Source organism: Halorientalis litorea (assembly GCF_023028225.1).
Lineage (GTDB): Archaea > Halobacteriota > Halobacteria > Halobacteriales > Haloarculaceae > Halorientalis > Halorientalis litorea.
Window position 1 is genome coordinate 1,557,227 of record NZ_CP095482.1, and the last position, 20,590, is coordinate 1,577,816.

Here is a 20,590-nt window from a genome sequence, read left to right on the forward strand (position 1 = left end):
CGCGCCCTGCGACCGATTCTCATTTAGTCCCGGCCCCGAATTGGGGACACATGAGCAGGTTCGAACCGGTCGACGACCAGTACGACCCTCACGACGTGGAGGACGGGGTGTTCGACTACTGGGACGCTGTCGATGCCTACGAGCAGACGGTCGATCACCGGGCGGACGGGGAGACGTACTTCTTCGTGGACGGCCCGCCGTACACCTCCGGGGCGGCCCACATGGGGACGACGTGGAACAAGACGGTCAAGGACGCCTACATCCGCTATCTCCGCATGCAGGGCTACGACGTGACCGACCGCCCGGGCTACGACATGCACGGGTTGCCCATCGAGACGAAGGTGGAGGAACGACTGGGCTTCGAGAACAAGAAGGACATCGAGGAGTTCGGCGAACAGCAGTTCATCGAAGAGTGCAAGGACTTCGCCGAGGAGCAACTAGCGGGCCTGCAGGAGGACTTCAAGTCCTTCGGCGTCTGGATGGACTGGGACGACCCCTACAAGACGGTCGAACCCGAGTACATGGAGGCCGCGTGGTGGGGCTTCGCGCAGGCCGACGACCGCGGACTGGTCGAGCAGGGCAAACGCTCCATCAACCAGTGCCCCCGGTGTGAGACGGCCATCGCCAACAACGAAGTCGAGTATCATCAGGTCGGCAAGCCCTCTATCTACGTGAAGTTCCCGCTCGCAGAGCGGGAGGGGAGTCTGGTCATCTGGACGACGACGCCGTGGACCATCGTCGCCAACACGTTCGTCGCCGTCGACGCCGAGTTGGAGTACGTCGCCGTCGACGCCGAGAAACGCGCGGACTCGTCCGCGAACCGGAGCGGCGAATCCGTCGAGGACGGCGAGACGGAGCGATTGTACGTCGCCGCCGACTGCATCGAGGACGTGTTGAAGGCCGGCCGCTACGAGGACTACGAGGAAGTCGAGCGACTTGACGGCGAGGAGATGGTCGGCTGGGAGTACGACCACCCGCTCGCCGAACAGGTCCCCGACCACGCACAGGCCGACGACAGTCTGCAAGTCTACACCGCAGACTACGTGGAGGCGGACCGCACCGGACTGGTCCACTCCGCGCCGGGCCACGGTGAGGAGGACTTCGCACGCGGGCAGGAACTCGGACTGGAGGTGTTCTGTCCGGTCGGGAACGATGGCGTCTACACCGAGGCGGCCGGCGACTACGCCGGCACGTTCGTCCGGGACGCGAACGACGAGGTCATCGCCGACCTCGATTCGGCGGGTCACCTGCTCGCCAGCGAGGAGGGCCACTCGGTCCGTGAGGGGCAGTGTTGGCGGTGTGACACCGACATCGTGCGCCTCGTGACCGACCAGTGGTTCATCACGGTCACCGACATCAAGGACGAACTGCTCGACAACATCGAGGACAGCGAGTGGTACCCACAGGAGGCACGCGACAACCGCTTCCGGGACTTCGTCGAGGATTCACCGGACTGGAACGTCTCGCGCCAGCGGTACTGGGGGATTCCAATCCCGATTTGGACGCCCGAGGACTGGAGCGGGGACATGGACGAGGCCATCGTCGTCGGCACGCGCGAGGAACTGGCGGAACTGGCCGACCAGGACATCGACCCCGAGACGGTGGACCTGCACAAGGGGACGGTAGACGAGGTGACCGTCACCCGGGACGGCACCACCTACACGCGCGTGCCCGACGTGTTCGACGTGTGGCTCGACTCCTCGGTGGCGACGTGGGGCACCCTCGACTACCCCGAGACCGAGGACGCCTTCGAGGAACTGTGGCCCGCCGACCTCATCATCGAGGCCCACGACCAGACACGCGGGTGGTTCTGGTCGCAACTCGGCATGGGCACCGCCGCGCTGGGCGAGGTGCCCTACGAGCAAGTCGTGATGCACGGCCACGCGCTGGACGAGGACGGCCGGAAGATGTCGAAGTCGCTGGGTAACATCGTCGAACCCGGCGAGGCAATCGACCGGCACGGCCGGGACCCGATGCGGCTGTTCCTGCTCTCGTTCACCGCACAGGCGGACGACATGAAGTTCTCGTGGGACGAGATGGCCGAGATGCAACGCCGGCTGAACATCCTCTGGAACGTGTTCCGGTTCCCCCTGCCGTACATGCGGATGGACGGCTTCGACCCCGAGGCCGTCGACCTGCAGGACGCCGAGACCGAACTGGTCGACGAGTGGGTGCTCTCCCGGCTCCAAGACGTGGAAAAGCGGATGACCGAGCACATGGAGAACTTCGAGCAGGACAAGGCACTGGACGAACTGCTCGGGTTCGTCGTGGAGGACGTGTCCCGCTTCTACGTGCAGGTGGTCCGCGAGCGCGTGTGGGAGGAGGGCGACACCGACTCGAAGACCGCCGCCTACGCCACGCTCTACCGCATCCTCGAAGAGACGGTTACGCTTCTGGCACCCTTCGCACCCTTCGCCGCCGAGGAAATCTACGGGACGCTCACCGGCGACGCGGGGTACGAGACGGTCCACATGTGTGACTGGCCCGAGGCCGACGACTTTTGGCACGACCCGCAACTGGAGGCGGCGGTCGAAGTCGCCCGTGCCGTCGAGGAAGCGGGCTCGAACGCCCGCCAGCAGGCCGAACGGAGCCTCCGCTGGCCGGTCCAGCGCGTCGTGGTCGCCGTCGACGACGAGGACACCGCCGCCGCCGTCCGGAGCCAGCGTGACCTGCTCGAAGACCGGCTGAACGCTCGCGACATCGAACTCGTCGGTCCCGGCGACCGCTGGGGTGAACTCCGGTACTCGGCCGAGGCCGACATGAGCGTCCTCGGCCCCGAGTTCGGCGACGACGCCGGGCGCGTGATGAACGCGCTGAACGAGGCGAGCGTCGCCGACCCGACCCTCGACGCCCTCGAAGCCGCCGTCGCCGAACGGCTGGGCGAGGACGTGGCCCTGACCGAGGAGATGGTCGAGTTCGTCACCGAGACGCCCGACGGCGTGACCGGCGTTTCGTTCGACCTCGACGGCGAGACGGGCGGCGTCGTCTACGTCGACGCCTCGCTCACCGAGGACATCGAGAGCGAGGGGTACGCCCGCGAGGTCATCCGCCGCGTCCAGGAGATGCGCAAGGACCTCGACTTGGACCTCGACGCCACCATCCGCGTCGAGTACACCGTGGACGACGACCGGGTGGCTGACCTCGTGGCCGACCACGAGGCTCTCATCGCCGAGGAGGTTCGGGCCGAGGAGTTCGGTGCCGTCGAGGACGGACACCGCCGCGAGTGGGAGGTCGACGACCTGACGATGGACATCGCCATCGAACCGTCGAGCGCGCCCGAAGCGTCTGACTGAGACGGCGCGCGCCGTGGTCGCGGCACAAGCACGGCACCCGGACGCGAGCCAGCGGCTCGCGTCCGGCCTTTTTCGCCCACGTTTTTGCGCGAGTGGTGCGCGGAGCGCGGCCGAGCGGAAAAAGGTGGTTGCCGTCGAACCGTCGAGCGCGCCCGAAGCGTCTGACTGACTCCCTCAGTCGCTTCCGAACCCGAGGTCCGGTAGCGAGAGCGGCGCGCGCCGGTAGACGACGTAGTAGGCCACCGGGTAGCCGAGGACCACGGCTGCCGGGCGCAGTGCCGCCTGCGTCACGCCCCCCGAGTCGAGGAGGGAGAGGAAGAGACCGAACACTAGCGCGACCACGATTTGCGTCGCCGCGACGACGAGGACGAAATCCACGAGGCGGTCCGCCGAGTACCCTCGCGTCCGGAAGCCACGCGTCGCCGTCGCCGCGAGCGCGAGGGTGCCGCCGCCGATGACGGCGAAGACGAGCGGCGTGGGCGACGCCACCGCGAGCGCGAACACGACCGCTGGTTGCCCGACCAGCAGACAGAACAGAACGAACGTGACGGGCGCGTCGCCGCTGTCAGCGCGCTCGGGTTCGGCGGCCATGCCGTGTCACTCGGTGCCAAACGAACTTATACCCCGGGCCGACACCCGTAGGGGCCGGTCAGAGTGCCTCGGCGAGGGCGGCCGCGACGCTCACGGCACTCGTCGGTCGCTCGATGGTGTCGGTGCCGTAGATGGCTTCGACACCGGCCCGGGCCAGTTTCGTGTGGGCGTTGGCCGCGAGCAGGGGGTGGACGCAGGTGACGTACGTCCGGGCGGCCCCCTGCTCGGCGAGGACGCCGACGGCCTCGGACATCGTCGACCCCGTGGCCACGATGTCGTCGGCGACGACCACGTCCCGGCCGTCCACGTCGACCTCGCGGGGTTCGAGTTCGACCTCCGACCCGGAGAGCCGGGTCTTCTCGAAGTAATCGGTCTCGCCGCGGCCGTAGGCGTCCCGGATGCGGTCCGCGATGCCGATTGCCCCCTCGTCGGGGGAGACGAAGACGGGTTCGGTCAGGTCTTCGGGGAGCGGCTCGGCCAACTGCCCCGCGGCTGGGACTGCCTCGGCCGGAACGTCGAAGAAGTCACAGACGGCCGCCTCGTGTGGTTCGACGGTCAACACGCGGTCGGTCCCGGTGCTGATTGCGCGGGCCATCGCCCGCGCGGAGACGGGTTCGCCCGCCCCGAACGCCTCGTCCTGCCGGGCGTAGCCCATGTACGGGAGGACAGTTACCACCTCGTCGACGCCGGACTCGCGCACGGCGTCCTGCAGCTGGAGCAGTTCGACGTGTGCGTCGCTGGAGACGGTCGAGGCGACGACGACGGCGCGGTCGGTGTCGAGGTCCGGGACCCGGACCATCTGCTCGCCGTCGGGAAACCGCTCGAACTCGACGGGGGCCAGTGCTCGCCCTGTCTCGTCGGCGAGGGTCGCCGCGAGCGACTGCGACGCCGACCCGCTGACTATCATACCTGAGCCGTCACCGTCGTGGTTAAAGCCCTTTACGAACCGCCCGCTCGGGGCGCGATTTCGACGGCCCGCACGTCCCGCAGGCCGAGTGCCCGGTCCCGGAACCCGTCGCCGGCGTCGACCAAGACGACGCCCTCGGCGGTCACGGCGTAGGTCCCCGCGCCGTGTGTCACGTCGGTGACGCGCCCGTCGACCGGAAGCGACCGCTCGACCCACGTCTCGCCGTCCCGTTCGTAGAGCGCGTCGGCCGTCGCGGCGTGGGCCGGGTCCCCCTCGGCCGACCCGCTGGCGACCACGCTGAAGGCTCCATCGAGTGCCGCGGCCCACCCGGGGCCGAGGTAGTAGAGACCGTCACCGGTCGCCGCCAGCGGTTGGCTCGCGCCAGTCACGTCCCGTACGTCCGAGAGGCCGACGTGCGTGAGGTCGTCGTCCGCGCGGTAGACGCCGCCCTTGCCCGCCACGAGGCGGCCGTCGATAGCCCGCACGTCCGTGACGGTCCCGAGGTCGGTCCACGCCTCGCCCGTGCGGGCGGCGACGCGGCCGTCCGGTCCCGCCGCGAGCAGGCGGTCCCCGTCGAAGCCCACGGCCACCGCCGGGCCGAAGGCCGTCCCGGTGTACCCGCCCTCGGCACTCACCAGTACGTCCTCGTCCGTGGCGACGGCGAGGCGGTCCGGTCCGGCCGCCACGTCGCGGGCGGTACAGCGGTGGTCGAGCGTGAACTCGCCCACGATGTCGTCGGAGACGCTCACGACGGCCACGCCCATCTCCGCGGCGACGTACAGTTCCGTCCGGCCCGCCTTCTCGCCGTAGACGCGCTTCTCGTCGAGGGTGCTCATACCGGCAGTTGTCCGGCCGGGTAGAAAACCTCCCCGTCGTCACTCAGTCGCTGTTTGACCCTTCGGGGGATTGATGTGTGTCAGCCGTCCACACGTCGGCATGGCAACCGACCACCCGTGGCGTCGTGTCGCTCTCGCCCTCGTACTCGTCGCGCTCGTGGCACTCGCCGGGTGCAACGCACAACTCGGCAGTTCACAGGGCGGCGGCGGAGACTCCGGCGGGGCCCCCGACGTCGGTGCCGGCGGCGGTGGCGGCGTCGGCAGTTACTACGGCGACGACGGCGAGCGAATCGTCGTCCGCGAGGCGGACATGTCGCTCCGCGTCGAGAACTTCTCGCGGTCGTTCCGGTCGCTCCGTGCCGTCGCCGACCGGTACGGCGGCTACCTCGGTGACCGCCGCCAGCGAAGCGAGGGCGAGTGGGACACCGGGATGGTGACCGTCCGGGTGCCCGCGGAGAACTTCTCGGCGGCGCGGGACGCCGTCGCCGACCTCGGCCGGGTCGAGGACGAGAGCGTCCGCGCGCTCGATTTCACTGGCCAGTACCGCGACAGACAGGAGCGGATTCGACAGCTAGAGCGCGACCAGCGGGAACTGGAGCGCGTCCTCAACCGCACCGAGAACGCCTCGGCGGCCGCGGACCTCCGCGACGAACTGCAGGAGGTCCGGAACGAGTTGCGCGAGTTGCGGAGCCAGCAGTCCCAACTCCGCCAGCGGCAGGCTCTCAGCACCATCCGGGTCGACATGCACGAACCCGAGAGCCGGAGGCCGCCCCAGACCTTCGAGACGGCCTTCGGCTTCGCCGACGCCTTCGCCAGCGCGTTCAACGGCGGGCTGACGGCCGTGAAGTACGTCATCGTCTTCTTCGGCTACGCCATCCCCGTCGGGTTCGCCGCGCTCCTGTTCGGCACCTTCGGCTTCGGCCTCTGGAGCATCTGGCTCCGTCTCCGTGACCGGTTGCAGACACTGTTCGGACCGAGTGACCGCCCGCCCGCGCCGACTTCCGACGCGACGGGCGAGGACGACGGTGGGGGTGACGGCGACGACGAGGACTAGAGCGCGTTCTTGTACGCTTCCAGCGTCTCGTCCACGTCGTCTTCGGTGTGGGCATAGGTGACGAACTGGGACTCGTACTGGTTCTGCGAGAGGAACACGCCCTGCTCGCGCATCTTCGGCCAGAAGACGCGCCGCCAGCGGTCCGTCTCGCCGCGTGCCACGTCCGCGGCCGTCTTCGGACACGTATCGAACCGCGAGCAGGACTCGCGCTGGGCACACCCGCCCGCACAGTGGGCGTCGTAACTCTCGGGACCGTGGCGGCTGAAGACGAGTTTGAACATCCCGTCGGTGCCGGTGACGGTGTACTCCGGGGCGTGGTCGGCCACGATGTCCTGCAGGCCCGTCCGCAACCGCTCGCCGAGGCCGTGGATGTGGTCGTACACGTCGTTCTCGGCGGCGTAGCGGAGCGATTCGAGGCCTGCGGCCATCGTGACCGGGTGGCCCGAGAACGTCCCGGCTTGGAACACCTCGCCCGAGGGCGTGAACTCCTCGATGATTTCGGCGGAGCCACCGATGGCACCGACGGGGAAGCCGCCGCCGATGAGTTTGCCGAAGGTGGTCAGGTCGGGGTCGATGCCGAACTTCCCTTGGGCACACTGGAGGCCGCCGACGCGGAAGCCAGTGATGACCTCGTCGAAAATCAGGAGCGCGCCGTGGTCCTCGGTCAGGTCCCGAAGCGTCTCGTGGTAGCCGTCGACGGGCCGGACGATGCCGTAGTTCGCGAGGATGGGTTCGACCATGACGGCCGCGATGTCCTCGCCGTGGTCCTCGAAGACACGGTGGGCGGCCTCCCGGTCGTTGAACGGCACCGCGAGCGTGTGCTCGGCGAAGGAGTCGGGGATGCCCGGACTGGAGGGGCTGGTGTCGTCGTACTCGCCCTCCACGAGCGTCGACTCTTGGGCACCGTGGTAGCCCCCCTGCATCACGACAATCTTGTCACGGCCCGTGTGCGCGCGGGCGAGACGGCAGGCCGACACCGTCGCCTCCGTCCCGCTGTTGACGAATCGGAGCATCTCGACGCTGGGGACGTGGCGGGCGACGAACTCGGCGTGTTCGACTTCGATTTCGGTCGGCATCCCGTACATCGGGCCTTCGCTGGCGTGGGACTGGACGGCCGCCTGCACGGGGTCGGGTTGGTCGTGGCCGTACAGGAGCGGCCCCAAGCCCATCACCCAGTCGATGTAGCGGTCGCCGTCGGCGTCTATCACGTGGCCGCCGTCGCCACGCTCGATGAACGGCGGGTACGGTTCGATGGCGGCCCGCACCGCCGAGTTGACGCCGCCGGGGAGCACGGACAGTGCCCGGTCGTACAAATCCCGCGACTGCTCGTCGGTCATGCGCCAGTCTTCGGACGCGCCGCTAAAATGGTTGACCCACTCCGCTCACGGCTGCCGGGCCGCTGGCGTCGCTCAGAACTGCCCGGACGTGCAACTCTTCGCGGAACAAATCGACGCTTTACGTCCTTAAGGCGATTGCATCCCATTGTAAACTGCCCGTCCGTCAACGCTCCCGCCAGCTTAGTTTGGGTATTAAAAGATTATTGTTGTATCTACATAGTGTGTATAATTAGTCGATGAATAGATTGGTGATGCGACACCGATACGGCGCAGAACTATCCGACCGTCACATGCCGTCCGTCTCCGAACATGAGTGACTGGATACCGACGACGTGTGCGCGCTGTGCGGTCGGGTGTGGTCACATGCAGATGGGCGTCGACGAGGGATACGGCATCGACACCGTCCGCGGTGACGGGTCCCATCCCGTCAACCACGGGTTGGCGTGTCAGCGCGGCGTCACCGAGACGGCAGACCCCGACGGAGAGTGGTTGCGCCGGCCACTCGTCAGGGAGAACGGCAAACTCGTCGAGACGACGTGGGACGACGCACTCGACCTCGTCGCGGACCGAATGGGGGCGTCGATAGCGCGGGATCCGCACAGCGTCGCGGTGTTGGGGAGCGGGCAACAGACCAACGAGGCCGCCTACGCCCTCGGCAAGTTCGCCCGCGGTGGCATCGGGACCAGACACTACGACGCCAACACCACGCTCTGTATGGCGAGCGCGGTGGCGGCGTACTACCAGTCGTTCGGCAGCGACGCCCCGCCGTGTACGTACGACGATATCCCGGAGGCCCAGAGCCACATCATCTGGGGGGCGAACCCGGCGGCCGCGCACCCCGTCATGTTCCAGTGGATTCAGCGGAGCGCGATGGACGACGACAGTCGCCTCATCGTCGTCGACCCGGTTCGCACCGAGACGGCGAAGGCCGCACACCGCCACGTGCAGGTCGCCCCCGGCGGTGACCTCGCGCTGGCCCGCGCGGTGTTGGCCCGCGTCATCGGCACCGACGCGTTCGACCGCGGGTTCGTCCACCGGGCGACCGAGGGGTTCGACGACCTCGTGGCCGACCTGCCCCCGACGGACGAGGCGGCCGAACAGGCCGGTGTCTCGCCGACGACCGTCGAGTACCTCGCGGACGCGATGAGTTTCCAGACGCTGATTTACTGGGGGATGGGTATCAACCAGAGCGTCCGCGGGACGGCGACGTCCCGAGCACTCATCGACTGCTGTCTCGCCACCGGGAACCTGCGACCGGGCAGCGGACCGTTCTCGCTGACCGGACAGGCGAACTCGATGGGGACACGCGTCTGTTCCTCGAAAGGGACGTGGCCCGGACACCGACCGTTCGACGACCCGGACGCCCGTGCCACCGTCGCCGAGGCGTGGGGTGTACCCCGCGACCGCCTCCCGGACGACCCCGGCCCGGGACCCGTCGGCATCGTCGACAGCATCGGCCAGGAGGTGGAGACGGTCTACACGGTGGCGACGAACCCCGCCGTCGGCCTGCCCGACGCGTCGGCCGCCGCCGAGAACCTGGCCGACGCGTTCCTCGTCACGCAGGACGTGTTCCACACCGAGACGACCGACCTCGCCGACGTGGTGCTCCCGGCCATCACGTGGGGCGAGACGGACGGGACGCTGATGAACATGGAGCGGACCGTCTCGCGGGTCCACGCGGCGACGGACACGCCCGACGGGGTGCGGAGCGACCTCGACATAATCGCCGGCCTCGCGTCGCGGTTGTACCCCGACCTGCTCCCGGACCCGCCGGTCGACCCGGCCGAGGTATTCGCGGAGTTCGCGTCGCTGACCGCCGGGACGCCCGCCGACTGCTCGGGCATCTCCTACGACAGACTCGACGCGGAACAGGCCGTCCGCTGGCCCGCACCCGACGCCGAGAGCTCGACCGCGTACCGCTACCACGACCACGACGGGGACGACGAGTCGTGGTCGTTCGAGACGCCCTCGGGCAGCGCGCAGTTCTCGACGGTCGACACCGACGCGACGGACCTGCCGGAACTGACCGACGACGACTACCCGCTGACGCTGACGACGGCCCGCGAGGCCGACGAGTACAACACCGGCATCCGAACCCGGTCGGTGGACGACCCCGGCGACGTAACCGCACGCGTCGACCCCGCGACAGTCGAGGCTCACCTCGACGGTACCACCGACACAGTGCGCATCGAATCACGGCGCGGCGTCGTTCCGGCCCGCGTCGAACCCGACCCGACCATCCCCGAGGGGATGGTCTGGCTCCCGATTCACCATCCGATGACCAACGACCTCACCGTTCCCGCGACCGACCCACAATCGGACGAACCGAACTACAAACAGTGCGCCGTCCGCCTGCAGACGGACACGACGGGTGTCACCCACGACGAGGAATCCGCCGACGCCCGTGAGGAGGTGGACGCATGAAGATGACCAAGTACCGGACGCTGGTGCTCGCCACTATCGGATTCAACTTCTCGTTTCTCATCTGGTTCTCGTTCGCCCCGTTCACGGGACCGATGGCCGAGGAGTTCGGCCTCTCGCTGGCCGAAATCGGCGTCCTCGCCAGTGCGGCTATCTGGCTCGCGCCGTTCGGTCGCATCCTGACCGGGTGGCTCTCGGACCGCTGGGGCGCGCCGACGGTGTTCGCCATCGTGCTGGCCTACGTCGGCGTGTTCTCGATGGCGTCGGCGTTCGCCCAGTCCTACACCGTGTTCTTCGTCGAACGCCTCATCGTCGCCACGGCGGGCATCACCTTCGTCATCGGTATCCAACACGTCTCCGAGTGGTTCGAGGAGGACGAACTCGGGCTGGCGGAGGGCATCTACGCCGGCATCGGGAACGCCGGGGCCGCCGGGGGCGCGCTCATCCTCCCCCGCGTGTTCGGAACCGGGTGGAGCGGGCCGCTGTTCTCGACGAACTGGCGGGCCGCCTTCTTCTACACCGGCATCGTCTCCATCCTGCTCGCCGTCGTCTACTACACGGTCGGCGAGGCCGCAAAGAGCGACAAAAAGCGGCAGGCGACCAAGCAGACGGCGACGCTCAAAGACTGGATTCACACCGCGACGCGGTACGGGACGGTCGTGCTGGCACTCGCGTACGTGATGAGCTTCGGCCTCGAACTGTCGATGAACGGCTGGCTGGCGACCTACTACCGCGAGGGGTTCAACACCCAGAACCTCGTGCTTGCGAGTACGTTCGCGGCCACGTTCTCCGTCGCCGCGGGCCTGCTCCGCCCCATCGGTGGGTACGTCAGCGACCTGCTCGCACGCAAAGAAAAGAACATTCTGCCCATCTTCACCGGCCGCTACCGCGAGCAGTGGACGTTCGTCTCGCTGTCGTTCATCGCCGTCGCCATGGTCGGGATGACGCTGGCTGGACTGTCCGGACAAGTCTTGCTCGCCGTCGGTGCCGGGTTCGTCGTCGGCATGGGCTGTGCGTTCGCGGAGGGTGCCATCTTCGCGCAGGTACCGGCGATGTTCCCGGACAGTTCCGGGGCCGTCGCGGGCGTCGTCGGCGGCGTCGGTACGGTCGGTGGCATCGTCTACCCCTTGGTGTATTCCGCACCGTTCCTGCCGAACCTCCACACCGGCTACTCCGTCGTGGCGGTGTCGATGGTGCCCATCATCCTGCTGACCGCGTGGGTGTTCCAGCCCCGCATCGCGGAGAAAGCGACCAGTCACGGCTTCCTCGGTGCCGACACCGAACCGGGTGCCGTCTCCGCCGACGACTGATATGCACGGCCCACGACACTCCGCGCTCGTCCTCGCGGGCGGACGGTCCCGTCGCTTCGGGGACCGGGACAAGGCGTTCGTGCCGGTCGAGGGGACGCCGATGGTCCGCCGCGTCGCCGACCGACTCGCCCCCGCTACCGACGAACTCGTGGTGAACTGTCGGGACGACCAGGCGGCCGACGTTCGGGCGGCCCTCGCGGACGCACCACGGAACCCACGGTTGGCCGTCGACCCCGTGTCCGACCGCGGGCCGCTCTACGGGCTTCGGACCGGCCTCCGCGTCGCCGCCGGTCGCTACGCCGTGGTCGTCGCCTGCGACATGCCGTTCGTCGCCCCGGCCCTCCTGGCACACCTGTGTGAACGGGTACAGGACGCGGGCGTAACGGCCGCCGTTCCCGAGTTCGACGGGCGACGGCAACCGCTCTGTGCCGTCTACCGCGTCGACCCGGCACGCGAGGCCTGCGAGACGGCGATAGAGCGCGGCGACCGCCGGTTGACGAAGCTCCTCGACATCCTCGACGCGGCCGTCGTCGGCGAACCGACGGTCCGGGACTACGCCGACGCACGCGCGCTTGCGAACGTCAATACGCCCGGCACTCTCGACAGACTGACGCCGGACGACGGCGTTCCGGAGGACGCACCCGACGCCACGCCGTAGTCTCAGGACCGCGCCGCGCGGATGTGTTCCCGCGCTTCCGCCCGCGTCATTCCCCGGACGCCACAGACACACGACAGCAGTTCCGGGTCCTGTAACTCGTCGACTTGCTCCCTGCTGGCCCGTTCGAGGGCCTCGGCCGTCTCGTCGTACTCGAAGGACACCCGGTAGTTGACCTGCGTGACGCCTTCGATGCGGTGGGTCGCGTCCGGGTCGGGGTCGGCTATCGCCGCCTCGTGTTCGGCTTCCATCTCCGCCTTCCAGTCTTCGAGGGTCTTCTCGGGGTCGCGCTGGTCGCCCATGTCGGCGGGTCGAACGCCGGACGCAAAAACTACCCCGACGCGAACGCACCGTCTCGCACCTGCCGCCCCCGGCAACGCCGCACCGACCCGGAGAGACGGCAGGTCTCGGCCACCCGAACCGACGCCCTCCACCCGCGTCCCGTGAAAGTAGACGAACAGTCGGAATCTCACCCGAAATTCGACATTCATCAACGGCTACTATTACACGGCAGAGGTGCGTTCATTTAGACGCGAAACACTGCCCGAACGTTGCGGTATCTCGGCAGAAAGAATACGACTCTACGTGATACGGATGCCACACAAGAAAGAAGGAATCAAAGACGACCTGTACGGCGACGAGGTGCGCGAGAAGATACTGGAGTTCGCGGAACGCGGCTGGGAGTCCATCCCCGAGGACGAGCGCGAGGAGTGGTTCACTCGATTCAAGTTCTGGGGTGTGTTCCACCAGCGGTCGGGGCAGGAGAGTTACTTCATGTTGCGTCTGACCAACTGCGGCGGCGTCCTCGAACCGGGCCAACTGCGTGCTATCGGCGAAGTGGCCCGCGACTACGCCACCGGCCCCGTCGAGAACCCGGAGTTCGGGAACGGGTACGTCGACTTCACGACCCGCCAATCGGTACAACTGCACTGGCTCAAACTGGAGGACATCCCTGCCGTGTGGGAGAAACTGGAGTCGGTGGGCGTCTCTTCCCGGTCGGCGGGTGGCGACACGATGCGCAACATCTCCGGCTGTCCGGTCGCCGGCAAGGCCGAGGAGTACGTCGAGACCCGCGAGTTGCTGGACGAGATTCAGGCCGACATTCGGGGGGACGACGACCTCTCGAACATGCCCCGGAAGTTCAACATCTCCGTCACCGGCTGTCGGCAGGGGTGTGCCCAGGACGCCATCAACGACATCGGCCTCGAACCGGCCCACAAACTCATCGCGGGGGAGGATGTGCGGGGGTTCAACGTCCGGGTCGGCGGCGGCCTCGGCGGCCGCGAACCGCGCCGTGCCCGGTCGCTCGACCTGTTCGTCCGGCCGGAACACGCCAAGGCGACCGTTCGCGCCTTCGTCGAACTCTACCACGAGGAGGGGAACCGCCAGAATCGGTCGAAGAACCGCGCCCGCTTCTTCGTCGACGAGTGGGGCACCGACGAGATACGCGACGCGCTCGAACAGCGGCTGGACTTCGAACTCGAACCGGCTGGAACGAACTTCCGCGGGGAGTACACGTACAACGCCGGGAAGCCGACCGAGCGCGGTGCCCACGACCACGTCGGCGTCTACGACCAGCGGGACGGCGACAACTACGTCGGGCTGTCGGTCGCAGTCGGCCGGATGGCCGCCGCGGACGCCATCGAACTCGCCGACGTAGCCGCGGAGTACGGTAGCGGCGAAATCCGACTCACCCGCCGGCAGAACCCGCTCGTGATGGACGTGCCGGACGAGAACCTCGACGACCTGCTCGCGGAGCCGCTGCTGGCGAAACACACGCCCGAACCCAACCCATTCGTGCAGGGGGCGATGGCCTGTACCGGGACGGAGTTCTGCTCGCTCGCGCTGACGGAGACGAAAGCCCGGATGGCCGTCATGCTCCGCTGGCTCCGGGACAACGTCGACGTTCCCGACGACGTGGACCGCATCAAGATGCACTTCTCGGGCTGTACGGCCGACTGCGGGCAGGCGATGACCGCCGACATCGGGCTACAGGGGATGCGCGCCCGCAAGGACGGCGAGATGGTCGAGGCCGTCGACATCGGCGTCGGCGGCGGTATCGGCGAGGAGCCGAGTTTCGTCGAGTGGGTCCGCCAACGCGTGCCCGCCGACGAAGCTCCCGGCGCGATACGGAACATACTTGAGGCGTTCGCCGCACTCCGGGAGGAGGGGCAGACGTTCCGCGAGTGGGTCGACGCGACGGGACAGGCCAACCTGATGACGCTGGCCGAACCCGAGGAGACCGACTACGAGGACCCCTGCCTGTACGACGCCAAGCAGTCGTGGTACCCCTTCGCCGACGGCGAGAGTCCCGCGCCGACGGACGCCGACGGCACGCCCATCTCGGCCGATGACTGATGCCGACCCCACCGCCGACGAGGGGGCGACGACGCCGCCGTTCGACGCCGCGCCGGAACTGTTCGACGGCACCGCCGAGGACGGCACCACGTAACCGGCAACGCTCGTCCGCTGTCCCGGGCGTTTATTCCCTCCGCGCTCGGACCGGGACACATGACCGACACGAGACCATCCGACGACCGGTTGGCGGACAAGAACCTCTTCATCACCGTCTCCGGCCCGCCGGGGAGCGGCATCTCGACGCTCTCGAAGGGTCTCGCGGACGCCCTCGACTGTGGCTACGTCTCCGGCGGCGAAGTGTTCCGCGAGATGGCCGAGGACCGCGACATGACCCTCACGCAACTCGTCGCCGAGGCGGGCCAGTCGGACGACATCGACCGGGCACTGGACCGACGGCTCCAGACCATCGCCGAGAAGTGGGGAACGGCCAACAAGGCGTTCGTCCTCGAATCCCGGCTCGCGGGGTGGATAGCCGGGAACCGCGCGGACCTCCGGCTCTGGCTCGATGCCCCCGAGAACGTCCGCGCCGACCGCACGGCCGAACGCGAGGAGATGACCGCCGAGATGCAGGTCCGGGAGGTCATCGAGGAGGACCGCTACGAGTCCTACTACGACATCGACCTCGCCGACCTCTCGATTTACGACCTCGCGGTCAACACCGCCCGCTGGCCGCCGGAGGCCGTCCTCGAAATCGTCCTCACCGCTATCCGTGAGTACGACGCGACCGTAGACGAAGGCGCGTTCACAGTACCGGATTTGGAGATTTAACCTCGGCCGGCCCATTCGACCCGGGGCCGAGCGGCGTCGGACTGACGCCGACAGCGACTCCACTCCGTGTGGGTGGTGACAGTCCGCCAGTCAAAAGAGACGCCGCGGCTAGTTCTCTTCGTCCTCGGTGTCGACGGCGAACGTCTCGAACTCGCGGACGGTGTTCAAGACGACGCTCGTGTTCGCCGCCTTCACGTGCTCGTCCGTGAGCAGTGTCTTGATTTCGGCGTTCATCTCGTCGGTGTCGGTGAACTTCCCGACGGCGACGATGTCGTGGCTCCCGGTCACTTCGTAGACGCCGACCATCCGGTCGTGGCCGCGGAGTCGCTCGACGACCGACGCGAGGCCGTCGCCGTCGACGCCGAGGTGGAAGATTGCGGTGATGTCGTACCCCAGTTCCTCGTAGTCGACTGTCGCGGTGTAGCCCGCGACGACGCCGCTCGCTTCGAGTTCGTCGAGCCGTTTCGATACCGTCGTCGCGGCGACGCCGGTTTCGGCGGCGATGTCGCGGGCACTGGCTCGTCCGTCGTCCAGTAGCGCGTTTACAATACGTCTGTCTGTGTCGTCTATGTCCATTGTACTGAAAACCGGGCGTCGGGCCGTCAGACCGCCTCGGTGCCGCTTTTGCCGGTGCGAATCTGGACCGCGTCCTCGACGTCCACGACGAATATCTTGCCGTCGCCGGGCTCGCCCGTGTGGGCGGCGTCTTTGATTGCCTCGACCACGTCGTCGGCGGGCACGTCGGCGACGACCGTCTCCAGTTTGACCTTCTCGTGGAGGTCGACGACGTACTCCTCGCCGCGCCACTGGCCCTTCTTGACGGGCTGGCTCCCACGGCCACGGACGTTCGTGACCGTCAGGGAGGGCGCGCCGACTTCGGCGAGCCCTTTCTTGACTGCGGTGAGTTTGCCGGGGCGGATGAACGCCACGATCATCTTTATTTCGCCGTCGTTAGCGTTGCTCATTCGTTCTCACCTCCTTCGGTCGAGCCACCGTCGGTGCGGAACTCGCCACCGTCGGTCACGGCCGGTTCGTCACCCAGCGAGAACTCGGGGTACGTCTCGACGCCGTGTTCCGAGATGTCGAGCCCCTCGCGTTCGTGGGCTGGATCGACGCGTGCCTGTCCGATGGCCTTCAGCACGCCGAACACCACCGCCGTGGCCACGATGGTCCACGCGGCGATGGCGACGACGCCGATGACCTGTGCGATGAGCGCGTTCACGGAGAACCCGCCGACTGCGACGAAGGGGTACAGCAGCGTCCCGAGGACGCCTGCACTCCCGTGGACGGGGAAGACTGCACACACGTCGTCGATCTTGAGCGTCTTCTCCACGAAGCCGAACACGTAGGGGAGCTGGACGCCGGCCAGCCCGCCGACGACGATCGCACCCCACCACGTCGCGACGTCGGGGATGGCGGTGATGCCGACCAGTCCGGCCAGCAGGCCGTTGGCGACGTACAGCGTGTCGACCTTGCCGGTCTTGAGCTTCGCAGCCCCACCGGCACCGATGGCACCCATCGCCATCGCCAGCGTCGTCGTCAGTGCAACGCGGCCGAGGACGGCCCCGTTGAACAGCATCCCGCTCTCACCGGAGGTGAAGATGGCTGCGGTCCCGACGTTGAAGCCGTACCAGCCGAACGCGAGGATGAGCGTCCCCAGCACGGCGAAGGTCAGCGAGTGACCCGGAATGACGTTGACGCTCCCGTCGTCGTTGTACCGGTCGAGGCGGGGACCGAGGACCCACGCCGCGGTGAGGCCCGCGATGCCGCCCATGCCGTGGACGATCATCCCGCCCGCGAAGTCCTGGAAGCCGGTTCCGAGGAAGCTACTGATGTAGGTACCGGACCACGTGATGCCGGTGACCACGGGGTAGATAATCGCGGCGAGCAGGAACGTGTAGGTCACGTACGCGCGGAGTTTCGCGCGTCCCGCCACGGCCCCGGAGACGATGGTCGCCGCCGTCATCGCGAAGACGGCACCGTACAACCAGCCGCTGGCCCACGATGCCGGGTCGGCCAGACCGGTGAACGAGAAGCCCCCACCGCCGACGAGGCTACTCACTCCCGCGCCGACGAGGAAGAAGGCCATCACACCGACCGACCACGTGAGCAGGTTCTTAGTCAACTGGTTGGCGACGTTCTTCGAGCGCACCTGCCCCGCCTCCAGCATGGCGAAGCCAGCGTGCATGAAGAAGATGAGGAACGACACCACCAGTATCCACGTGAAGTTCACCGCGTTCGCGATACTGGCGACGTCGACCTGCAAGGGAACGAGGAGCTCGCTCATTCCCACACCTCCTGTTCACCGAATGCGGACGTTACTCCGTATTCGTCTAACTTTCCACCCATTACCGCTGCGTTTGTATTGTCGCTCACGAGAGAACGTGATGGAATAGCACTACATAAGCGTTGGCTTGAAGAACGGGAACTTTCCAAGTATGCTGTAGACGACCGTCCAGATTACAGTAGACTATTATCTGTTTAAGGTTGTATTCCGTCCAGTATCGGGGCAATTGTCCGGTGTGGAACCGGACGATTGTCAACCGCCGAACGGCCGATTCGGCCCCGAAATCGGCGCGCGCGCTCCGAACTGTGCGTTCGTCTTTTCGGTGGCGACGTACCCTCGATTTCGTCCACCTATTCGACACAGTGGACGAATACCGACCACCTATCTTCTGAATACATAGACGTTCAGTAATAGCGGGTCGTCGGTTTGAACGACTCACACACTCAGAGTCGGCGGGCCACGTCCTCGGCGAAGTAGGTCACGATGAGGTCCGCACCGGCGCGTTTGATGGACAGCAGCGACTCGTGGGCGACCGCTTCGAGGTCCAGCCACTCCTTCTCGGCGGCGGCGTGGAGCATCGCGTACTCGCCGGAGACGTTGTACGCCGCCACGGGGTGGTCGAACTCCTCGCGGACGCTCCGGACGATGTCGAGATACGAGAGCGCGGGCTTGACCATCAGCACGTCCGCGCCCTGTTCGGCGTCGAGGCGGGCCTCACGGAGGGCCTCGCGGGCGTTGGCAGGGTCCATCTGGTAGTGTCGCCGGTCCCCGAAGGCGGGCGCGCCGTCGGCGGCATCCCTGAAGGGACCGTAGAACGCACTCTCGTACTTGACGGCGTAACTCATGATGCCCACGTCCGTGTGGTCCGCCTCGTCCAGTCCCGCGCGTATCGCGCCGACCATCCCGTCGGTCATCGAGGACGGTGCGACCATGTCTGCGCCCGCTTCGGCGTGTGAGACCGCGGTCTTTCGGAGCAGTTCGAGCGTCTCGTCGTTGCGCACCGTGAGCGTGGAGTCGTCCGTCGCGCTCGCCTCGACCGCACTGGAAGAGCGCGCCGCTTCCAAGCGCTCACTCGCTTCGCTCGTGAGCACCCCGCAGTGGCCGTGGTCGGTGTACTCACAGAGACACACGTCCGTGATGACGTACGCGTCGGTGTCGGCCGTCACCCGGCGAACGGCCTCCTGTACCACGCCGTCGTCCGCCCACGCACGTGACCCGCGAGCATCCTTTGACTGGGGAATCCCGAACAGGATGACCGCCTCGACGCCCGTCTCGCGCACCTCCCGGACGCGAGCGACGATGTCGTCGAGGGGGACGCGCTCGTGGCCGGGCATCGACGGAATCGGCGCGCGCTCTTCGGCCGTCGCGTCGACGAATACGGGGGCGACGAGGTCGCTGGCCGAGAGCGACACCTCGCTCACCAGCGAGCGGACGCCGTCGCGCCGGAGTCGCCGCGGGCGGCGTGTCGGGTTCATACCGGCCGCTAGCCCGGGTGCGCGCAAAAACCCCTTGTTCTCGTCCCGGAACGCATAAATCCGTCATCGTCCACACGTAGGCGTAATGGCGTCGGAACCAACCCGTGGTCGGCTTGGCCGGGCGTTCCTCGCGGACTACGGCCCGTTTCTGCTCGCCGGCCTCGCGCTCTCGCTCGCCGCCGTCGGTATCACCCTCGCCGTCGTCGGTGACCCCGAACGGCTCCGGGCGTGGCTCGACACATACGGCTTCCTCGCGCTCTTTCTCGTCCTGATTCTGGAGGGCGCGATGTTGCTGTACTTCGCCCCGAGCGAGAGCCTCGTCCCCGTGGCGGTGACGCTCCTCGCCGACTCGACGTTCGGCTACGCCGTCGTCATCCTGACCGCCGTCGCGGGCGCGACAGTCGGCCAGTACGCCCTGTTCCTGCTGGCAAAGCGCGGCGGCCGCGAGTACCTCCTCCAGAAGCCGTGGTTCCGCGTGAGCGAGTCCGCACTCGACCGCTTCGACTCGTGGTTCGACCGCTGGGGCCGTGCCGTCGTGCCCGCGAGCAACGCCCTGCTGTTCACCCGCGGCATGGTTACCGTCCCGGCAGGCCTCGCGGAGATGCGTGACGCCGAGTTCGTCGCTCTCTCGGCGCTAGGCTCGCTGATTTTCCAGACGTGGCTGGCACTGGTCGCGCTGTACGGCCTCCAGTACCTGCCCGACTGGGTGCCGGTTTAGACGAGTTCCGCACCGGCGGCCACCAGCGGCACCAGCACCACAACGTACGCCGCGGCGTCGATTGCCCAGTCCCGACGGATAGTCCCCACCCGCCCGTCCTCGACCCGCGACCGCGGGAGGACCACGACGGCGAAGAAGCCGACCATCAGGACGTAGAGGACGACGGCGGCCACGACGGTCACGAGTACCTCCGTGGACCCGAGAACGCCCTGCGTCGCCAGTAGGAGCCACACGAACAGCGGCCCGGTGAGCCACCCGGCGATATAGTGGACGACGGACGCCAAGCGACTCGGCGCGTCGTCGGGGTGACGTTCGGTCAGGACGCCCGCGGCCACGAACGGTGGCGTCCCCCCTTCCGGCAAGCGGGGCATCACCTGGTCCATCACGAGCGTCGCCACCACCGCGGCGACGACGCCGACGACGAACAACAGCGGCACGGTGAGCGACTGCGCTGGCGGTCCCGGTGGCATATCCACCTGTTCGGACGGATTCGTATTCTGTCTGGTGGCTTCGGTTACAGCCGATTGCGTCGTGGAAGCGGTAGAACGAGCACAGCATCCGCTCGCTCACGGTGTGAGCG

The 20,590-nt window shown here is 67.5% G+C and carries 18 protein-coding genes; 8 read left to right on the top strand and 10 right to left on the bottom strand.

What is annotated here, in order from left to right; genetic code table 11:
- Positions 1-50: 50 nt before the first annotated feature.
- Entirely contained in the window at positions 51-3,293 is a 3,243-nt protein-coding gene (gene ileS / locus MUG95_RS08375) for an isoleucine--tRNA ligase (RefSeq protein ID WP_247005628.1), read from the top strand.
- A 174-nt stretch (positions 3,294-3,467) separates the two neighbouring features.
- Here ileS and MUG95_RS08380 read toward each other — a convergent pair whose 3' ends face one another.
- The 3 genes from MUG95_RS08380 to MUG95_RS08390 are packed head-to-tail and all read right to left on the bottom strand — an operon-like array spanning position 3,468 to position 5,627.
- Entirely contained in the window at positions 3,468-3,884 is a 417-nt protein-coding gene (locus MUG95_RS08380) for a hypothetical protein (protein WP_247005629.1), read from the bottom strand.
- Between the two features lie 58 nt (positions 3,885-3,942).
- Positions 3,943-4,791 carry a ribose-phosphate diphosphokinase gene (locus MUG95_RS08385; protein WP_247005632.1) on the bottom strand — a complete coding sequence of 283 codons (849 nt, stop codon included), beginning with the start codon at positions 4,789-4,791 and terminating at the stop codon, positions 3,943-3,945.
- A 32-nt stretch (positions 4,792-4,823) separates the two neighbouring features.
- On the bottom strand, positions 4,824-5,627 hold the full coding sequence (locus MUG95_RS08390) for an HVO_0234 family beta-propeller protein (RefSeq protein ID WP_247005634.1): 804 nt from the start codon (positions 5,625-5,627) through the stop codon (positions 4,824-4,826).
- A 100-nt stretch (positions 5,628-5,727) separates the two neighbouring features.
- Here MUG95_RS08390 and MUG95_RS08395 point away from each other — a divergent pair, with 100 nt between their 5' ends.
- Positions 5,728-6,681 (top strand): DUF4349 domain-containing protein, encoded by a 954-nt coding sequence (locus MUG95_RS08395; protein WP_247005636.1) that lies wholly within the window; start codon positions 5,728-5,730, stop codon positions 6,679-6,681.
- Here the strand turns inward: MUG95_RS08395 and hemL are convergent.
- Positions 6,678-8,018, bottom strand: coding sequence for a glutamate-1-semialdehyde 2,1-aminomutase (gene hemL, locus MUG95_RS08400; RefSeq protein WP_247005638.1), 1,341 nt, complete (start codon positions 8,016-8,018; stop codon positions 6,678-6,680). The two genes, MUG95_RS08395 and hemL, sit on opposite strands and share 4 nt — an antisense overlap.
- Before the next feature lie 309 nt (positions 8,019-8,327).
- Between hemL and nasA the strand changes: the two genes are divergently transcribed.
- Genes nasA through MUG95_RS08415 form a run of 3 tightly spaced genes read left to right on the top strand, consistent with a single transcriptional unit; the run spans position 8,328 to position 12,407 of the window.
- Complete coding sequence (gene nasA / locus MUG95_RS08405) at positions 8,328-10,442, top strand: assimilatory nitrate reductase NasA (RefSeq protein ID WP_247005639.1); 2,115 nt, start codon at positions 8,328-8,330, stop codon at positions 10,440-10,442.
- Positions 10,443-10,444: 2 nt separating this feature from the next.
- Entirely contained in the window at positions 10,445-11,749 is a 1,305-nt protein-coding gene (locus MUG95_RS08410; RefSeq protein WP_372608199.1) for an MFS transporter, read from the top strand.
- A 1-nt stretch (position 11,750) separates the two neighbouring features.
- Positions 11,751-12,407 (top strand): molybdenum cofactor guanylyltransferase, encoded by a 657-nt coding sequence (locus MUG95_RS08415; RefSeq protein ID WP_247005643.1) that lies wholly within the window; start codon positions 11,751-11,753, stop codon positions 12,405-12,407.
- Between the two features lie 2 nt (positions 12,408-12,409).
- On the opposite strand, the gene MUG95_RS08420 is transcribed toward MUG95_RS08415, so the two are convergent.
- Positions 12,410-12,706, bottom strand: coding sequence for a hypothetical protein (locus MUG95_RS08420; RefSeq protein WP_247005645.1), 297 nt, complete (start codon positions 12,704-12,706; stop codon positions 12,410-12,412).
- 292 nt (positions 12,707-12,998) lie between these two features.
- Here MUG95_RS08420 and MUG95_RS08425 point away from each other — a divergent pair, with 292 nt between their 5' ends.
- Positions 12,999-14,762 (top strand): nitrite/sulfite reductase, encoded by a 1,764-nt coding sequence (locus tag MUG95_RS08425; RefSeq protein ID WP_247005646.1) that lies wholly within the window; start codon positions 12,999-13,001, stop codon positions 14,760-14,762.
- A gap of 153 nt (positions 14,763-14,915) precedes the next feature.
- On the top strand, positions 14,916-15,530 hold the full coding sequence (cmk, locus tag MUG95_RS08430; protein WP_247005647.1) for a (d)CMP kinase: 615 nt from the start codon (positions 14,916-14,918) through the stop codon (positions 15,528-15,530).
- Positions 15,531-15,638: 108 nt separating this feature from the next.
- Here the strand turns inward: cmk and lrp are convergent, their stop codons facing one another.
- From lrp to hemB, 4 genes are all read right to left on the bottom strand, one after another.
- Positions 15,639-16,106: an HTH-type transcriptional regulator Lrp gene (gene lrp / locus MUG95_RS08435; protein WP_247005649.1), complete on the bottom strand. Its 468-nt coding sequence runs from the start codon at positions 16,104-16,106 to the stop codon at positions 15,639-15,641.
- 26 nt (positions 16,107-16,132) lie between these two features.
- Positions 16,133-16,495: a nitrogen regulatory protein GlnK1 gene (glnK1, locus tag MUG95_RS08440; protein WP_247005651.1), complete on the bottom strand. Its 363-nt coding sequence runs from the start codon at positions 16,493-16,495 to the stop codon at positions 16,133-16,135.
- On the bottom strand, positions 16,492-17,817 hold the full coding sequence (locus MUG95_RS08445) for an ammonium transporter (RefSeq protein ID WP_247005653.1): 1,326 nt from the start codon (positions 17,815-17,817) through the stop codon (positions 16,492-16,494). Before MUG95_RS08445 ends, glnK1 begins: the two co-directional genes overlap by 4 nt.
- Positions 17,818-18,260: 443 nt before the next feature.
- The gene (gene hemB / locus MUG95_RS08450; RefSeq protein ID WP_247005655.1) at positions 18,261-19,292 is read right to left on the bottom strand and encodes a porphobilinogen synthase; all 1,032 of its coding nucleotides are present in this window, start codon (positions 19,290-19,292) and stop codon (positions 18,261-18,263) included.
- Between the two features lie 85 nt (positions 19,293-19,377).
- On the opposite strand from hemB, the gene MUG95_RS08455 reads away from it, so the two are divergent.
- The gene (locus MUG95_RS08455; RefSeq protein ID WP_247005657.1) at positions 19,378-20,010 is read left to right on the top strand and encodes a DedA family protein; all 633 of its coding nucleotides are present in this window, start codon (positions 19,378-19,380) and stop codon (positions 20,008-20,010) included.
- Here MUG95_RS08455 and MUG95_RS08460 read toward each other — a convergent pair.
- The gene (locus tag MUG95_RS08460) at positions 20,007-20,480 is read right to left on the bottom strand and encodes a hypothetical protein (RefSeq protein ID WP_247005658.1); all 474 of its coding nucleotides are present in this window, start codon (positions 20,478-20,480) and stop codon (positions 20,007-20,009) included. The genes MUG95_RS08455 and MUG95_RS08460 overlap by 4 nt on opposite strands.
- Positions 20,481-20,590: the final 110 nt, after the last annotated feature.

Excerpts from the sequence above, each read along its gene's own strand:
- ileS (WP_247005628.1), top strand. The coding sequence starts at position 51 with ATGAGCAGGTTCGAACCGGTCGACGACCAGTACGACCCTCACGACGTG.
- MUG95_RS08380 (WP_247005629.1), bottom strand. The coding sequence starts at position 3,884 with ATGGCCGCCGAACCCGAGCGCGCTGACAGCGGCGACGCGCCCGTCACG.
- MUG95_RS08385 (WP_247005632.1), bottom strand. The coding sequence starts at position 4,791 with ATGATAGTCAGCGGGTCGGCGTCGCAGTCGCTCGCGGCGACCCTCGCC.
- MUG95_RS08390 (WP_247005634.1), bottom strand. The coding sequence starts at position 5,627 with ATGAGCACCCTCGACGAGAAGCGCGTCTACGGCGAGAAGGCGGGCCGG.
- MUG95_RS08395 (WP_247005636.1), top strand. The coding sequence starts at position 5,728 with ATGGCAACCGACCACCCGTGGCGTCGTGTCGCTCTCGCCCTCGTACTC.
- hemL (WP_247005638.1), bottom strand. The coding sequence starts at position 8,018 with ATGACCGACGAGCAGTCGCGGGATTTGTACGACCGGGCACTGTCCGTG.
- nasA (WP_247005639.1), top strand. The coding sequence starts at position 8,328 with ATGAGTGACTGGATACCGACGACGTGTGCGCGCTGTGCGGTCGGGTGT.
- MUG95_RS08410 (WP_372608199.1), top strand. The coding sequence starts at position 10,445 with ATGACCAAGTACCGGACGCTGGTGCTCGCCACTATCGGATTCAACTTC.
- MUG95_RS08415 (WP_247005643.1), top strand. The coding sequence starts at position 11,751 with ATGCACGGCCCACGACACTCCGCGCTCGTCCTCGCGGGCGGACGGTCC.
- MUG95_RS08420 (WP_247005645.1), bottom strand. The coding sequence starts at position 12,706 with ATGGGCGACCAGCGCGACCCCGAGAAGACCCTCGAAGACTGGAAGGCG.
- MUG95_RS08425 (WP_247005646.1), top strand. The coding sequence starts at position 12,999 with ATGCCACACAAGAAAGAAGGAATCAAAGACGACCTGTACGGCGACGAG.
- cmk (WP_247005647.1), top strand. The coding sequence starts at position 14,916 with ATGACCGACACGAGACCATCCGACGACCGGTTGGCGGACAAGAACCTC.
- lrp (WP_247005649.1), bottom strand. The coding sequence starts at position 16,106 with ATGGACATAGACGACACAGACAGACGTATTGTAAACGCGCTACTGGAC.
- glnK1 (WP_247005651.1), bottom strand. The coding sequence starts at position 16,495 with ATGAGCAACGCTAACGACGGCGAAATAAAGATGATCGTGGCGTTCATC.
- MUG95_RS08445 (WP_247005653.1), bottom strand. The coding sequence starts at position 17,817 with ATGAGCGAGCTCCTCGTTCCCTTGCAGGTCGACGTCGCCAGTATCGCG.
- hemB (WP_247005655.1), bottom strand. The coding sequence starts at position 19,292 with ATGAACCCGACACGCCGCCCGCGGCGACTCCGGCGCGACGGCGTCCGC.
- MUG95_RS08455 (WP_247005657.1), top strand. The coding sequence starts at position 19,378 with ATGGCGTCGGAACCAACCCGTGGTCGGCTTGGCCGGGCGTTCCTCGCG.
- MUG95_RS08460 (WP_247005658.1), bottom strand. The coding sequence starts at position 20,480 with ATGCCACCGGGACCGCCAGCGCAGTCGCTCACCGTGCCGCTGTTGTTC.